Below are 15,388 nucleotides of genomic sequence, written 5' to 3' on the forward strand. Positions count from 1 at the left end.
TAGTATATCCCAAAATCAGTATCTATTGATAGAAATATATTATTAATTTAGTTTTTATCAATTTTTTTATAAAAAAATTTAATTACTGCACTTTTTTTCTAAAAAGTATATAAGAAAACCTTATTTACCTGCTTTCTCTACTTTACGAATAAGGCAATCACTCTATGTCACAAACTCATACTTCACTTTTTAATAAAAAACAACCACGTTCACCTCGTGTAACTGAATGGGATCGTGACGCCGCTCTTATTACCGCTCGGCTTCTTTTGGAAATCCAGGCTGTAAATTTTCGTCCTGATGATCCGTATCTACTTACCGCCGGTTGGAAATCCCCTGTTTATATTGATTGTCGTAAAATTATTTTTTATCCTCGTGCCCGGGCAAAGATTATTGAATTAGGGGTTGAAAAAATTTATCGTCACGTTGGATATGAATCTTTTGATGCCGTCGTGGGTGGTGAAACAGCTGGAATTCCATTTGCTGCATGGTTCGCAGACCGAATGATGACTCCAATGGCCTATGTCCGCAAAAAACCTAAAGGATTTGGTAAAAATGCACAGATCGAAGGGGATGTACCTGAAAATATGCGTACTCTTTTGGTGGAAGACTTAACTACAGATGGTATTTCCAAGGTTGGGTTTGCCAAAGCTTTACGCAAGGCTGGTGCAATTGTTGATCATGCTTTTGTTGTTTTCTTTTATGGAGTTTTTTCAAGCGCTTATCAGACACTAAATGATATTGGTATCAGTCTGCATTCCCTTTGCACTTGGTGGGATATTTTAGAAGTCAGTTCAGAATACCCAGCCTTTTCAAATGGAGATACCTCAGAAATCAGACGTTTCCTTGAAGATCCTTGCGCATGGTCTGCCAAGCATGGCGGAGTCAGCAATGAACAGGAGGCTCTAGCTTATAAACAATCCCGTTTATAATCTTTTATACCCTATGCCTTATCGTGTTTTAGCATTCGATTCTGGTATTGGAGGTTTAGGCATCGTTCAAAACCTCCAAACACAATTGAAAACAACTGATTTACAGGTTTCAATTGACTATTTTGCCGACAACCTTGTTTTCCCTTATGGTGAGCAAGAAGATAATTTTCTGGTTGAACGAATTATCAATCTTATCGGACAGGCGATTCAGTCAATTAAACCAAACCTTGTTATCATTGCCTGTAATACCGCCAGTACTATTGCACTCGACAGGCTGAGGAAAATATATCCTTTCATTCCATTTGTTGGCTGTGTTCCACCTGTTCGATGGGCCGCCCGTGTGAGTCAAAGCAAAATAATTGGATTATTGGCAACACGTGCGACCATTGCACGACCCTATTTATGTCATTTAAAAGAACAATTTGCCTCGGATTGCAAACTTATCGCTTATGGTTCTCCTGTACTTGCAAAACTGGCAGAGAATTATTTCCGGACAAAGTCTTGCGATATACATCTAATCCAGCAAGAACTTGATAATATGTTTAATCATCCATATTCTGATCAAATGGATGCAATATGTATAGGATGTACCCATTACAGCTTTATTCTTGATCTTTTACGTCAGAACACATCCCCATCCATTCAATGGCTGGATCCAGCAGCTGCTGTAGCCAAGCACACTATTGACATTTTACGGCAAGAGAAATTTTCACATACTGATAATAACGTAAATAACTGTTTTTATTCTACTGCACCATTAACTAAGGACAAACCTCTTTTAAGTCGGCTTGCCCTGATGAAATTTACACAAATCAAAACATTTATATTGCAATAAACCAATTTTAAAAATGTCTATGCACGGTGTAATTAGCAATATTTTTTAAGATGGTATGTAATTCACTCTCTGGAAAAACATTGAGCGCTGAACTGGCTTTATTTGCAAAAACCATAGCTTCTTTAAGGGTTTCTTCAATTACATTGTACTTTCGAATAAGGATTAGGGCCTGTTTTAAATCGCCTTTTTCCTGCTTGCCATCCTGTATTACCCGTTGCCAAAATTCCTTTTCCACTGGAGTGGACTTTTCATAGGCAATCAAAATTGGATAGGTTATTTTACCCTCACGAAAATCATCGCCAATCGTTTTACCCAATTCTTCCTGTTTCGCTGAATAATCCAATGCATCATCAACTAGCTGAAAAGCCATTCCCAAATTTGTACCAAAAGATTCCAGCGCCAATTCATGCTGTCTTGATTGATTGGCTACAATAGCCCCAACTCGACAAGAAGCTGCAAATAATGCCGCAGTCTTTCCATGAATAACTTCAAAATAGCGTGATATTGAAGTTGACAAATCATTCTGTACGGTCATTTGCAAAATTTCACCTTCAGCAATGGTTGCCGAAGCCTTTGAAATGATTCGCATAACTTCTAAGGAACCATCTTCTGTCATGATCTGAAATGCACGGGAAAAAAGAAAATCTCCCACCAATACAGACGCTGAATTACCAAAAACAGCATTTGCACTTTCCGTCCCCCGTCGCAACATACTTTCATCAACCACATCATCATGCAACAGGGTCGCGGTATGAAGGAATTCAATACAGGCAGCCAACCGGACATGACGTGTAATGTGATCTGCAGAATCTTTTTCGTATCCACATAATCGTGCTGAGGCCAAGGTTAGTAAAGGTCTTAAACGCTTTCCTCCTGCCACAATTAGATGTGCTGCCAGTTGTGAAACTAACGGTACGGAGCTTTGCATCCGATCCATAATGACATGATTACAAGCTTGCATGTCAACAGCTAAATAATCCACTAATGCTTGTAAAGGTTCTTCTTTCCCCATCAGAACAGGCATTTTACTTTCTACCTTCTGTCTCATTGGCATATGTTGATCCAACCGACCCTATATAAAACTTATAAAAATTTATTCAAGTTGTAAAAATAAAAACAGAATTGATCATTATCATTAACATTTCATTATCGGTTACGCTAGAATACATTTTATTTGTCTAACATATTTATTTGGTTAATGATTTATGCAGTCGCTTTCTTTTACGTCACCTTATATACACCATAAATCAAAAAATACATCCAATGGAACGTTATTAGAAGGAAAGATATTTTATAAACAATTCCAAAAAGGATACAGGACAGCCCTCGAGCCCATATTGATGGCAGCCAGTATTCCAGCCAAAAAAAAACAGATAATTATTGAGGGTGGATGTGGAGCCGGTGCAGGATTGATGTGTCTTGCCTATCGTATTCCTTTGATTACTGGAATAGGTTTTGAACAACATCCAGAGATGGTTGAACTGGCAAATGAAAATTTTCAACTTAATGCGATGTCCAATCTAAAGGCAATGCAGGTTACATTACCGAAACTTCCAAAACGTCCTTTTACATTTTTACCTAATGGTCAGGAACATGTTGATCATGTCTTCGCCAACCCTCCCTGGCATCAACATAATAGCTGTCCTTCACCAGACCCAGAAAAAAATCTGGCAAAAAAACTTCCCCGAGGCTTGCTTGCTGAATGGATTTATGCTTTAAGCCGTCCATTACGACAAGGAGGAACATTAACTCTGGCCCTTTCAGCCAGCCTGTATAGTGAAGCAAGTGCCCTTATGTATCAATATAAACTGGGATCGGTTATTCTATTTCCTTTATGGCCAAAACTAAACCGACCACCCCGAATTATACTTTTACAAGGACGAATGGGATCGACCGGAGGGAGTCAGATTGCACCAGGCCTGATACTACATAATGACAATGGAGAATTTACCAATGAAACAAATCGAATCTTGCGTCAGGGAAAAAAACTAACCTTGTTATCTTGATATAAGCGTTTATATGGGATGAATCTAAGTCAAGAAGTTTATTTTTATAAAACACTATATATCGATATTAAATTTATTTATATGACTATATATTGATAAAAGAGCATAATTAAATCATAAATCACCCAAGGAGTTAAAACTGTGGAAAAGCAAGATTCAAAACCAGCACAAACACATAATCTGATGACGTATAACCCAGTTTACAAACCCTTTCATTATCCTTGGGCCTATGATGTATGGCTGACCCAACAGAGACTACATTGGTTACCTGAAGAGGTTCCATTGGCGGAAGATGTCAAGGACTGGCATAAAAAATTGACCGAACCCGAACGGAATTTGATCACCCAAATCTTTCGATTCTTTACGCAATCAGATGTCGAGGTAAATAATGCCTATATGAAATATTACAGCCAGGTATTCAAACCTATTGAGGTTCTTATGATGCTATCAGCATTCTCCAATATCGAGACGATTCATATCGCGGCATATAGTTATCTTCTTGATACTATTGGTATGCCGGAAGTCGAATATTCTGCTTTCCTCAAATATAAGGAAATGAAAGACAAATATGACTACATGCAGAATTTTTCAATTGATAATCCACTCGAAATTGCCAAAACAATGGCGGTTTTCGGAGCATTCACTGAAGGATTACAATTATTCTCATCCTTTGCCATCCTTATGAACTTTCCACGTTTTAATAAATTAAAAGGAATGGGGCAGATTATCTCGTGGTCAGTAAGAGATGAAACATTACATTGCCTATCCATTATCAAGCTTTTCCGTACGTTCATTCAAGAAAATCCCCATTTGTGGACGGAAAACTTTCAACAAGAGCTGATCCATATATGTAAAACTATCGTTGAACATGAATTTGCCTTTATTGACCTAGCTTTCGAAATGGGTTCTGTCGAAGGACTAACCGCACAGGATGTCAAAAATTATATTTGTTTCATTGCCAATCGCCGCTTAACACAGTTAGGTCTGGATACAATTTACGATATTGATAAAAATCCGTTACCCTGGATGGATGAAATGCTCAATGCTGTTGAACATACCAATTTCTTTGAAAATCGTGCCACTGAATATAGCCGAGCCGCCACAGAAGGAACCTGGGAAGAAGCTTTTGAAAGCATGACAGTTTAGGAATTCCCTGTTATTCCTCAGGGTCAAATAGATATTAATCCTGAGGGAATAATATTAAGAATTAAAATTCTTCATATTTTGAGGGATCCTGTCCTTTTAAACGACCATCTGGTTTTGATAACGCATCAATTTTTTGCATATCTTCTGTCGTAATATCAAAATCAAATATGTCAAGATTTTCCTTTTGCCTTTGATCTGATGTTGCTTTTGGAATGGGAACAACACCAAGCTGGATGTGCCAGCGCAAAATTAGTTGTCCTACCGACTTATGATAATTTTTGGCAATTTCTTTCAGGATCGGGTGTGTCAACAGATCATTGGCACGGCCCAGTGGACTCCAGGCCTCTGTAACAATTCCCAATTTTTTATCATAGGCACGCTGTTTTGCCTGGGAGAAATATGGATGCAATTCCACTTGATTAATACTTGGTGTCACCCCTGTTTCCTTAATAATACGATCAAGATGCTCAGGCAGGAAATTTGAAACGCCTATGGATTTAATCATCCCTCTTTTTTTCGCCTCGACCAGAGCTTCCCAGGCTTCAAGATATTTTCCTGTTATCGGGTTGGGCCAATGAATCAAATATATATCATAATAATCAAGCTGTGCACGATATAAAGATTCCTCAATCGTTAACAATGCCTGATCATATTGATGACGACGTCCTGGTAATTTGGAAGTGATTCGCAACTGATCACGGGAAATTCCACATTGTCGGACCGCTTCACCAACAGCACCTTCATTTTCATAATTAAAAGCTGAATCCAACAAACGGTAACCATTATGAATGGCACTGATGATAGATTTTACCCCTTCCCTACCGTTAAGTTTGTAAGTGCCAAATCCAACAGCAGGAATATTCGTCCCATCATTTAATTTAATTTGAGGAATAGATGACATTCAATATGTGTCCTTTTTACAAAAAATATTAAAGACAAAATCAATATTTCGATTGATATCATAAATAGATGTCTGTTTAAAAAGCAATATCATCTTGTTTATAAATGAATATCACCTATATCGGCCAAAAATCTTCCTAAATCTTAAAATATTAAGGATATAGAAAGAATAAAATCCGTTTAGATCAGACTTTTGCCCAGTTAACAAAAAAGACCTTTTCTTCTAAAAAGGCCTTCAAACCAATATTATTGACAAGATAGACATTCTTCATAACTTGTCGAGGTATCAGCCTGTATCTGATCACCTTTATTTAGAATATCCTCTTTAACTGCCAAATTACTAACAGTGTCTGCACGCTGGATAGAAAGAGAACGGCAATAATACAGGGATTTCATTCCTTTTTTCCATGCCTGATAATGCATCATATGTAAATCACGCTTGTGAACATTGGCTGGAACAAATAAATTAACTGATTGAGACTGACAGATAAAAGGTGAACGGTCAGCAGCATGTTCAATGATCCAACGTTGATCCAATTCAAATGCTGTTTTGTAAATATCCTTTTCATCCTGAGTCAGAAAATCAAGATGTTGAACACTCCCTTTGTTTAAAGTGATAGAAGACCAGACTGCATCAGTATCCTGGCCTTTTTCCTGCAATACCTTACGTAAATGCCTATTTCTTACGGTAAAGGAGCCTGATAAGGTTTTCTGCAAAAATACATTGGCCGTAATTGGTTCAATACCGGGACTTGCATTTCCCGCAATAATCGAAATGGAAGCCGTTGGCGCAATCGCAATCTTGTTTGAAAAGCGCTCATTAATGCCATAATCGGCGGCATCCGGACAAGGTCCACGTAAATTCGCCAGGGTAATGGATGCCTTGTCTGCTTCCTGACGTATATGCTGAAACATTTTCTTGTTCCATACTTTTGCCATAACGCTTTCAAACGGAATTTTATGAGCTTGAAGAAAAGAATGAAAACCCATTACACCCATACCAACGGAACGTTCACGTGCAGCGGCATATCTTGCACGTTCCATTTCGTCAGGAGCATGATCAATGAAATCCTGCAAAACATTATCAAGAAACAACATGACATCCTGGATAAATTGTGGGTTTCTTGACCATTGATCCCAATATTCAAGATTTAAAGAGGAAAGGCAACAAACAGCCGTCCGTTCCTTTCCTTTATGATCTATTCCTGTAGGTAACGTAATTTCAGCACAAAGATTAGAGGTTTTTACTTCCAGTCCAGCCAGTTTATGATGTTCAGGACGGGCATTATTCACCGTATCGGAAAAGACAATATAAGGCTCACCCTGTTCAATTCGTGTCGTCAGCAGTCTGATCCACAAAGAACGGGCAGAAATTTTCCTAATGACTGACTGATCTTTTGGGGAGACAAGCGCCCATTCCTCATTATTTTCAACTGCACGCATAAAAGCGTCAGAAATTAGAACACCATGATGTAGATTCAAGGCTTTACGATTGGGATCTCCACCCGTTGGTCTGCGTAATTCAATAAATTCCTCAATTTCAGGATGCCAGATAGGCAAATAAACAGCTGCTGAACCCCGTCTCAAAGATCCCTGACTAATTGCCAGGGTCAGGCTGTCCATCACCCTTATGAATGGAATGACACCTGAAGTTTTGCCATTCCGACTAACATTTTCACCAATAGAACGCAAATTTCCCCAATAGGATCCAATTCCCCCGCCACGAGAGGCAAGCCAGACATTTTCATTCCACAGTTCAACAATTCCCTTCAGGCTGTCTTCCGCTTCATTCAAAAAACAGGAAATAGGCAACCCTCTGGCCGTCCCACCATTTGACAGTACTGGAGTGGCCGGCATAAACCAATGCTGAGACATATAGTCATATAAACGCTGGGCATGTTCCGCATCATCCCCATAGTAAGAGGCCACCCTTGCAAACAGCTCTTGGTAGCTTTCACCCTCAATAAGATAACGGTCATCAAGCGTCGCTTTACCAAAATCTGTCAATAAAGCATCACGAGAATGATCTAACTTAACCTGATAACGCCCATACAACTGTATTTTTCCTGCCAAGGCATCTGTAAAAAGAAAACCATTATCTGTTTTACCTTTTCCAGCATTGGCAACAGGCTTTTTTTCAAGCAGATCAACTGGGGTCACAACCATATCCTCGCAAAACAACAAACCTTTAAGGATTTTACATCCTTACTATACCATTATAAAATTTTAAATGTAATGATAAATTTCTATATATAGTATATTAAAAAAACATACATACCTATATGATGATATAAAATCAACATAACATTAGGCTTGACATGCAAGATTTTGATAAAAACAAAAACTTTAATTTTACAATCGAAAAAGATCAGAAATGATAACAAGATAGTATAGGTCAGACTTTATTGATTTAACAATATATTTAATTTTAAATTTTTTTTTAAATATATTAGCCAGAAACCTCTGTATATTTATCCGGTTTAAAAAATAGAATGACTATACAATTATATTGTCATAAATTCCTTATATAAAAAAACAAGTCTGTAACTTGTCAATGCGTAACCTAAACAATAGATAGCACCCCAATCAAACCTATGAAATAATTGGGGTGACACTTTCTCAAGATATTGATTATCTTGCAATCTTATTCCCATTCAATGGTTCCGGGTGGTTTTGATGTAATATCATAAGTTACACGATTAATGCCTTTGACTTCATTAACAATCCGCCCCGCCACTCTGGTAAGGAATTCCATATCAAAAGAATAAACATCGGCAGTCATGCCATCCACACTTGTAACAGCCCGCAATGCACAAGCCTGATCATATGTTCGGCCATCCCCCATAACGCCAACCGTACGAATAGGCAACAAAACAGCAAACGCTTGCCAAATTTTGTCATATAACCCAGCCTTGCGAATTTCATCCAAATACACGGCATCAACACGACGCAACAAATCAAGCCGTTCACGCGTAATGTCCCCTAAAATTCGTATGGCAAGGCCTGGTCCTGGGAATGGATGACGACCAACAATATTTTCTGGAATACCCAATTCCCGACCCAAATCCCTGACTTCATCCTTGAAAAGTTCACGTAAAGGTTCGACAAGCTTCATATTCATCCGTTCAGGCAATCCACCCACATTATGATGAGACTTAATAGTTGCTGATTTTCCCGTGACACTGACGCTTTCAATAACATCCGGATAAAGGGTACCCTGAGCCAGAAAATCAGCCCCACCCAGTTTTTGCGCTTCCTGTTCAAATACCTCGATAAACAAATGGCCAATGGTTTTACGTTTAACCTCTGGATCGGTTACTCCAGTCAATTCTTTCAGAAACAAGTCAGACGCGTTTTTAGCAATCAAATGAATATTAAATTTCTCTTTGAATGTTTTAACAACCTCATCCGCTTCATTTTGACGCAGCATGCCGTGATCGACAAAAATACAGGTTAGCTGATCTCCAATAGCTTCTTGAATCAATACAGCTGCCACTGCGGAATCAACCCCACCTGATAAACCGCAGATGACTTTTTTGTCACCAACCTTTTGACGAATACGTTCAATTTCCAAATTACGAAAACCGGCCATGGTCCAATTACCCTGACACCCGGCAATATTATGCGTGAAATTCTTTAATAATGCGGCACCATGAGGTGTATGAACAACTTCGGGATGAAACTGAACACCATAATAGTGACGATCCTCATCAGCAATCATGGCATAGGGTGCACCCTCACTAACCCCTACCACCTTGAATCCGGGTGGGATTTTTGTAACTCGATCACCATGACTCATCCATACTTGTTCACGGTTCCCCTTTGACCATACACCCTGACATAAGGCACTATCCTCAAGAATTTTAACATACGCACGGCCAAATTCACGGTGGTCACCGGATTCCACCTGTCCACCCAATTGATGACACATTGCCTGTTCACCATAACAAATTCCCAATACGGGAACCTTTAATGTAAAAACTTCATTCGGAATCCTTGGGGCATCCATTTGAGTGACACTGGAAGGGCCGCCAGATAAAATAATCCCTTTTGGTGCAAATGAACGAATCTTTTCATCATCACTCGTATAAGGCCATATTTCGCAATAAACGCCACTTTCTCTTATTCTGCGTGCAATCAACTGGGTTACCTGACTGCCAAAATCAAGAATAAGAATCTTTTCTTGATGTAAAGATTGTTCCAATTCGCTTACCTGGGTCATTTTTATCAATCACTTCCTCTTTCAGTAAAATACGTTTTCATATCACAAATAGATAAAAAAAATGTAAATTAAACAATTTATCTGAAAAAAAACTATTTCTCCTTTATATAGAAATAAATTCCTTTTCATATTTTTTCACTCTGGAGCATTCCGTGAACAAGTATCGCCTGAAATTAATCCATCGAAAAATACGGATTATCCCTGTTTTTATATTAGTGTTGACTGCTGCCTGCAGTCATTTAGCCGAAGACCACCCCACAGGAATATGGTTAGGCAAAATGGAAACACAACAGGGAATTTGTCCACATGATCGTATGGCCGCCCTGAGAATCGATAAAAAGAAAATATTGTTTTCACCTGATAATGGGGCATTGGTCTTGACAGGTATCTATCATAAAAAGGAACATCCAAGGCATCTTGTCGCTGTCCTCCACCGTACGGATATGAATCATAAACCATACGATCTCATTTTTGAAGGGAAAGCCAAGGATAAAAATATAATTGGAACCTATGGAACTCCTGACTGTCGGGCGACAATTACCTTTTATCGTCCACATCATTACGGATTATCAAACGCTATTGCGCATTAAAATCACAAAAAGTTAAAAAAATACTTGCAGAGCGGAAAAAGATCGGTTAAAAGCCTAGGGCAAGACGCACCCGTAGCTCAACTGGATAGAGCACCAGACTACGAATCTGGGGGTTATGGGTTCGATTCCTGTCGGGTGCGCCACTTAAATTAGAGGTCAATTTCATACCTAGATTGAAAACCTGATTAAAAAGTTAAAATAAGCTTTATTAATATTATTTAACTATTCCTTTATACATATTAAATTATACTTTATTTCTACGTTTTTTTTTGGTATAAAGATAAAAAAGTAATTTTTTTGATAGATTTCTAAATGCTTTCTAATACGTCTCTTCTTATTATAGAAGATCAGCCTGAGATATGCGATCTTATTAAGTTAAGCTTTGCCAATCGAATTCCAACAATTCAACTGGCACATTCTCTTGCTGAAGCTGCTGAACTAATCAAAGAAACTTCATTTACCCTCATGATTGTCGATGTTTATTTACCTGACGGAGATCCATATCCGCTGATTCTTAAAATGTTGCAAAAAAAATGCAGGGTACTTTTGATGAGTGGAAATTTTCAAATCAACCAGCGTATTAATGATTTACCATTTCCACGTATTGAAAAACCATTCAGGATAAAGAATTTAATTAAAAAAGTGGAAGAAACCGTTTCCAATCCTTTATCAGATGAATTGATAGAACTCGCTTCCTAATTGAAATTTTCATTAGGGCAGATAAACGATTTCATGCTCGTTAGCATTTGAATAATTTAACTCTACTTTATAGATATTATAGGTTTCCGCAATTCTCTGTTTGATTTTTCTTACGACAATCCCCTGTTTTTCTGAATTTAAAAAATAAACAGAAGGTGGCATATCTTTGCGACGCTGTGTACGAATTAAATAGCCATTTTTCCCATGGTAATCAGCTAAAGCAAAATATTTCCAGCGTCTATCAACCAGAATAATTGGATGATGCACCTCATAAAATGCCAATTCTGCAGCTATGCCATATTCATCGACAATGATTGGAACTGAATCAGGAATTTGACATGAAACCACTTTAGCTAATTCAGCCCACCCCCCCAATCGTTTTAATATGAGATCATATTTGGCCGGAATTGGAAAATATGCAAAAACCGATTGAATGTAAATCAAACCAACCATTATATTCCCGAGGATACAGGCTGACTTGATAAAACGATGAAAATAAATTGCCGTTATGACAGACAGGACTGGATATAATATTCCCACCCAGTTGGCCTGTACACGATCCCCAAAGGCATGCTGAACAAATACACAAACTGGAATAATAACCCATAACCACAATAAAAAATCATTCTCCGCTTTACTCTGCCAAACAATTTTTGTCAGTTTAATCATGGCCCAACAAAAACAAATAAAAAGGATGGGAGTGGCCAATCCGATCTGGCCGATCATTAATTCAGACAAAAACTGAACCGCACGACTGGGATGCCAATCCGCTGTTCTTCCACCCTGTTTTAAAAAACTGATCCATTGATGTTTTGAATTCCAAATAATCACGGGTAGGAAAATAAGTATCGTTAAAAACAGCCCTCCCCATAATTTCCAGGATTTTAAAGAAAATCGACCCAAAACTGTCAGAATGCACCAAACTCCTAATCCCGCAATCATTAACAACGCAGTATACTTGCTGAGCAATGCGCATCCTGCAGCTATACCAATAACCAGCCACCATCCCAATTTTTGAGTGGCAAGTAAACGTCCACATCCCCATATAAAAATACAAATAAAGAAAAGTAATGGAGTATCGGGAGTTATTGTTACACTACCGACGCTAATAGCGAGGGTTGTATTTAATATCAAAACCGCAGTAATCGCATTTTTTTCTTTATCATGACTGGTATGACAAAAATCCATAACACTAAAATATATAAAAACACTTCCTATCAAACCGGCAAAAGGGGCAAGAAAACGGACACCCAGAGCGGTTTTATTACCAATCCAGCATCCCAATTTTATCCACAACGCCACCATTGGTGGATGATCATAAAAACTGTAATCTAAATGATTTGACCATAACCAATAATATGCTTCATCTGGCGAAAGCGGGCTGGCGGCAGCAACCCATAAACGAATGAGTGTCACGATAGATAAACCAAACCAAAACCATAATAAACAAGGTTTTACCGTTAACTTTTTTACCCATTCAAAATCAGCTTTTACAGAACACATATCAATAACCAAAATTCATGAAATCATCTGTTTTACATATTTTAAATTATAATTCGTTATCAAGAATGATTGGATGGCCCAGTATATAAATATTTTAATTTTCGTCAGTTTTTTTGATAAATTCCTCAAAGCAGCAAAATGGATTTATCAGATTGTCATCATTAAATTTGAATTATCTAGGATATCTTTTTAATTTTTTTTGAAGCAGCATTACAATAAATTGCATCATTATTTTTAAACCAAGTTTACTTTGTCCTGAAAAACGTTTTCGAAACTGAAAAGGAATTTCGATAACACGTATTGTAGAGGGACAGGATAATATCAAATCAAGTAATATTTTAAAACCGGTTCCTGTTAATGTCGGCATAAGATTTAAAAACAGCTTTCTTTTCAATACAAAAAAACCGCTCATTGGATCCTTTAATGGAACAGGTAAAATTTTTTGTGATAATGCAATGCCACGATCCGATAAAAATCTCCTCCAGTAATTTGCCAATCCCTGATTACTGCCACCCGATACATGACGGCTGCCAACTGCAAAATCAAAATTTCTATGAATTACAGCCTCAAGCATATCTGGCAGTCGTGTCTCATCATGCTGCATATCTCCATCAATTACCGCTATATAATCAGCAGAAGAGGATAAGACACCATCAATCACTGCAGACGACAAGCCTCTTTTGTTAACTCTAAGTATTCCACGTGCCCTTATATCTTGTCTGGCAAGTTTTCTAATCTCTTCAATTGTACCATCCGGAGAATTATCATCGACATAAATAGCCTCCCATCGCCACCCTACCAAAGCCGTTTCTAAAGCTCTAAAAAGAGGAAGGACATTATTTTTTTCATTATAACACGGAACAATAATACTAACTTCCGCGCCTATCGCTTTTTCTGAAGCGGATAAATATTTCATTTTTCAATAAAAGTTTACATTTGATCATCCAGTATTTATTTGGATATATCTGGATGATCGTATTCCAATGGAACGCCATGTCGATTAAAGCTGGTATGAATAACTTGTAATGTCTGAACCCTGGCAATGTGAGGATGCGTTATCAATTCATGCGTTATTCTATTTTCATCTTCGGTATTTCGCGCAATAAAACGAATTAAGAAATCAACGCCACCACGCACCATATGACATTCCCTTACCTCGGGAATATCCGCCATTTCCTTTTCAAATTCTTTTAATATGGCCTCTTTCTGGCTATCAAGACCAACCAGCACAAATACTGATAGGCACCATCCTACAGATTTCATATCGATATCCGCATGATAACTTTGAATAACCCCCATCGTTTCCAGACGTCTTACCCGCCTTAAACAAGGAGGAGCAGAAATGCCAACTCTTTGTGCCAATTCAATATTTGTTATTCGCCCATCTTTTTGAAGCTCATCTAAAATGAGCCAGTCAATTTTATCAAGATCCGCTGCCTGATTCATAAATCGATTATCCTACCAAAACTTTCACTTTGTATAATTTAACAATTTATTCTTTAAACAATAGTTTCTTATTATACTATAGATGACTTATATATAAAAAATCTTTGTAATAATAGGACGAATAATATGGGTGAGACATTTCTTACGGATTTATTAATTATCGGGGCAGGCCCGGCAGGATACACAGCGGCAATCTATGGAGCCAGAGCAAATCTAAGTCCAACTCTCCTAACTGGATTACAGCCCGGTGGTCAGTTGACCATTACCAATGAAATCGAGAATTTCCCTGGTTTTGCTGATCCCATACAAGGCCCCTGGTTGATGGAACAGATGGCTCAACAAGCCATAAATGTTGGCGCCAATATTATCAATGACAGCGTAACAAGGTGCTCCCTTCAACAGAAACAAAAAGAAAATAATTATTTCATATTGCAAACAGATATGGGAAATACCTACAAAGCAAAAACCGTCATCATTGCTACAGGTGCCCAAGCCCGTTGGCTAGGTCTTGAGGCTGAAGAAAAACTGCAGGGATTTGGTGTTTCCGCCTGTGCAACCTGTGATGGATTTTTTTATCGTGGTAAACAAGTTGCGGTAATAGGTGGAGGAAATACCGCTGTTGAAGAAGCACTATATTTAACCCATCATGCAGCTCATGTTTTCCTCATTCATCGTCGCAACAGTTTACGGGCGGAAAAAATCCAACAAACACGCCTCATGAAAAATCCAAAAGTTACGATTATCTGGAATAGCGTTGTAGAGGATATTTTGGCGGAAAGTAATCCTCCTTCTGTTACAGGACTTAAATTAAAAAATACACTTACAAAAGAAATAAGCCAATTACCTGTTGATGGTGTTTTTATAGCAATCGGTCACACACCAAATACAGAACTTTTCAAAAATCAAATTGATCTTGATGAGGAAGGCTATATACAAACAACACCGGGAACGACAAAAACATCTGTTCCTGGCATATTTGCCGCTGGAGATGTTCAAGACAAAATCTACCGTCAAGCGATCACCGCAGCGGGTTCAGGATGCATGGCTGCACTTGAAGCTGAACGTTTCCTTTCCGCCTCGGAAGGATGAATATCGAAAAATAGGGTTCAAAT

Annotated in this window: 14 protein-coding genes and 1 tRNA gene; 8 read left to right on the top strand and 7 right to left on the bottom strand. The window is 38.1% G+C overall.

Annotated elements, in window-relative coordinates:
• The first annotated feature begins 164 nt into the window (after positions 1–164).
• The gene (locus H3T46_RS04065) at positions 165–929 is read left to right on the top strand and encodes an orotate phosphoribosyltransferase (RefSeq protein WP_110438435.1); all 765 of its coding nucleotides are present in this window, start codon (positions 165–167) and stop codon (positions 927–929) included.
• A 13-nt stretch (positions 930–942) separates the two neighbouring features.
• A complete protein-coding gene (murI, locus tag H3T46_RS04070; protein WP_198197451.1) occupies positions 943–1,764 on the top strand; it encodes a glutamate racemase in 822 nt (273 codons plus the stop codon).
• Between the two features lie 7 nt (positions 1,765–1,771).
• Here murI and H3T46_RS04075 read toward each other — a convergent pair whose 3' ends face one another.
• Positions 1,772–2,812 carry a polyprenyl synthetase family protein gene (locus H3T46_RS04075; RefSeq protein ID WP_230880516.1) on the bottom strand — a complete coding sequence of 347 codons (1,041 nt, stop codon included), beginning with the start codon at positions 2,810–2,812 and terminating at the stop codon, positions 1,772–1,774.
• Between the two features lie 157 nt (positions 2,813–2,969).
• On the opposite strand from H3T46_RS04075, the gene H3T46_RS04080 reads away from it, so the two are divergent.
• A complete protein-coding gene (locus H3T46_RS04080) occupies positions 2,970–3,770 on the top strand; it encodes a tRNA1(Val) (adenine(37)-N6)-methyltransferase (RefSeq protein WP_122123931.1) in 801 nt (266 codons plus the stop codon).
• A 183-nt stretch (positions 3,771–3,953) separates the two neighbouring features.
• Complete coding sequence (locus tag H3T46_RS04085) at positions 3,954–4,916, top strand: ribonucleotide-diphosphate reductase subunit beta (RefSeq protein WP_122124296.1); 963 nt, start codon at positions 3,954–3,956, stop codon at positions 4,914–4,916.
• A 61-nt stretch (positions 4,917–4,977) separates the two neighbouring features.
• Here H3T46_RS04085 and H3T46_RS04090 read toward each other — a convergent pair whose 3' ends face one another.
• The 3 genes from H3T46_RS04090 to guaA all read right to left on the bottom strand — a co-directional run bounded on the left by H3T46_RS04090 (position 4,978) and on the right by guaA (position 10,038).
• The gene (locus tag H3T46_RS04090; protein ID WP_198197453.1) at positions 4,978–5,817 is read right to left on the bottom strand and encodes an aldo/keto reductase; all 840 of its coding nucleotides are present in this window, start codon (positions 5,815–5,817) and stop codon (positions 4,978–4,980) included.
• Positions 5,818–6,062: 245 nt separating this feature from the next.
• On the bottom strand, positions 6,063–7,982 hold the full coding sequence (locus H3T46_RS04095; RefSeq protein ID WP_198197455.1) for a ribonucleoside-diphosphate reductase subunit alpha: 1,920 nt from the start codon (positions 7,980–7,982) through the stop codon (positions 6,063–6,065).
• A 478-nt stretch (positions 7,983–8,460) separates the two neighbouring features.
• Positions 8,461–10,038, bottom strand: a complete 1,578-nt coding sequence (guaA, locus tag H3T46_RS04100; RefSeq protein WP_198197458.1) for a glutamine-hydrolyzing GMP synthase — start codon at positions 10,036–10,038, stop codon at positions 8,461–8,463.
• 152 nt (positions 10,039–10,190) lie between these two features.
• Here guaA and H3T46_RS04105 point away from each other — a divergent pair, with 152 nt between their 5' ends.
• From H3T46_RS04105 to H3T46_RS04115, 3 genes are all read left to right on the top strand, one after another.
• Positions 10,191–10,628, top strand: a complete 438-nt coding sequence (locus H3T46_RS04105) for a hypothetical protein (protein WP_198197460.1) — start codon at positions 10,191–10,193, stop codon at positions 10,626–10,628.
• 66 nt (positions 10,629–10,694) lie between these two features.
• Positions 10,695–10,771: transfer RNA gene (locus H3T46_RS04110), tRNA-Arg, on the top strand.
• Between the two features lie 169 nt (positions 10,772–10,940).
• Positions 10,941–11,327: a response regulator gene (locus H3T46_RS04115; protein ID WP_110438442.1), complete on the top strand. Its 387-nt coding sequence runs from the start codon at positions 10,941–10,943 to the stop codon at positions 11,325–11,327.
• Positions 11,328–11,339: 12 nt separating this feature from the next.
• On the opposite strand, the gene H3T46_RS04120 is transcribed toward H3T46_RS04115, so the two are convergent.
• The 3 genes from H3T46_RS04120 to H3T46_RS04130 form a co-directional block, all read right to left on the bottom strand.
• A complete protein-coding gene (locus H3T46_RS04120) occupies positions 11,340–12,830 on the bottom strand; it encodes a glycosyltransferase family 39 protein (protein WP_198197462.1) in 1,491 nt (496 codons plus the stop codon).
• 172 nt (positions 12,831–13,002) lie between these two features.
• Positions 13,003–13,746: a polyprenol monophosphomannose synthase gene (locus tag H3T46_RS04125; protein WP_110438444.1), complete on the bottom strand. Its 744-nt coding sequence runs from the start codon at positions 13,744–13,746 to the stop codon at positions 13,003–13,005.
• Between the two features lie 35 nt (positions 13,747–13,781).
• Entirely contained in the window at positions 13,782–14,276 is a 495-nt protein-coding gene (locus H3T46_RS04130) for an Lrp/AsnC family transcriptional regulator (protein ID WP_110438445.1), read from the bottom strand.
• Positions 14,277–14,402: 126 nt separating this feature from the next.
• Between H3T46_RS04130 and trxB the strand changes: the two genes are divergently transcribed.
• Complete coding sequence (gene trxB, locus H3T46_RS04135; protein ID WP_155569530.1) at positions 14,403–15,365, top strand: thioredoxin-disulfide reductase; 963 nt, start codon at positions 14,403–14,405, stop codon at positions 15,363–15,365.
• The last annotated feature ends 23 nt before the right edge of the window (positions 15,366–15,388 follow it).

The sequence above is a fragment of the Commensalibacter sp. M0133 genome, assembly GCF_016101485.1.
GTDB lineage: Bacteria > Pseudomonadota > Alphaproteobacteria > Acetobacterales > Acetobacteraceae > Commensalibacter > Commensalibacter melissae.

What these genes read in the sequence shown, in the direction of transcription:
- H3T46_RS04095 (WP_198197455.1), bottom strand. Translation starts at nt 7,982, where the DNA reads ATGGTTGTGACCCCAGTTGATCTGCTTGAAAAAAAGCCTGTTGCCAAT.
- H3T46_RS04090 (WP_198197453.1), bottom strand. Translation starts at nt 5,817, where the DNA reads ATGTCATCTATTCCTCAAATTAAATTAAATGATGGGACGAATATTCCT.
- murI (WP_198197451.1), top strand. Translation starts at nt 943, where the DNA reads ATGCCTTATCGTGTTTTAGCATTCGATTCTGGTATTGGAGGTTTAGGC.
- trxB (WP_155569530.1), top strand. Translation starts at nt 14,403, where the DNA reads ATGGGTGAGACATTTCTTACGGATTTATTAATTATCGGGGCAGGCCCG.
- H3T46_RS04075 (WP_230880516.1), bottom strand. Translation starts at nt 2,812, where the DNA reads ATGAGACAGAAGGTAGAAAGTAAAATGCCTGTTCTGATGGGGAAAGAA.
- H3T46_RS04130 (WP_110438445.1), bottom strand. Translation starts at nt 14,276, where the DNA reads ATGAATCAGGCAGCGGATCTTGATAAAATTGACTGGCTCATTTTAGAT.
- H3T46_RS04065 (WP_110438435.1), top strand. Translation starts at nt 165, where the DNA reads ATGTCACAAACTCATACTTCACTTTTTAATAAAAAACAACCACGTTCA.
- H3T46_RS04080 (WP_122123931.1), top strand. Translation starts at nt 2,970, where the DNA reads ATGCAGTCGCTTTCTTTTACGTCACCTTATATACACCATAAATCAAAA.
- H3T46_RS04125 (WP_110438444.1), bottom strand. Translation starts at nt 13,746, where the DNA reads ATGAAATATTTATCCGCTTCAGAAAAAGCGATAGGCGCGGAAGTTAGT.
- guaA (WP_198197458.1), bottom strand. Translation starts at nt 10,038, where the DNA reads ATGACCCAGGTAAGCGAATTGGAACAATCTTTACATCAAGAAAAGATT.
- H3T46_RS04115 (WP_110438442.1), top strand. Translation starts at nt 10,941, where the DNA reads ATGCTTTCTAATACGTCTCTTCTTATTATAGAAGATCAGCCTGAGATA.
- H3T46_RS04120 (WP_198197462.1), bottom strand. Translation starts at nt 12,830, where the DNA reads ATGTGTTCTGTAAAAGCTGATTTTGAATGGGTAAAAAAGTTAACGGTA.
- H3T46_RS04085 (WP_122124296.1), top strand. Translation starts at nt 3,954, where the DNA reads ATGACGTATAACCCAGTTTACAAACCCTTTCATTATCCTTGGGCCTAT.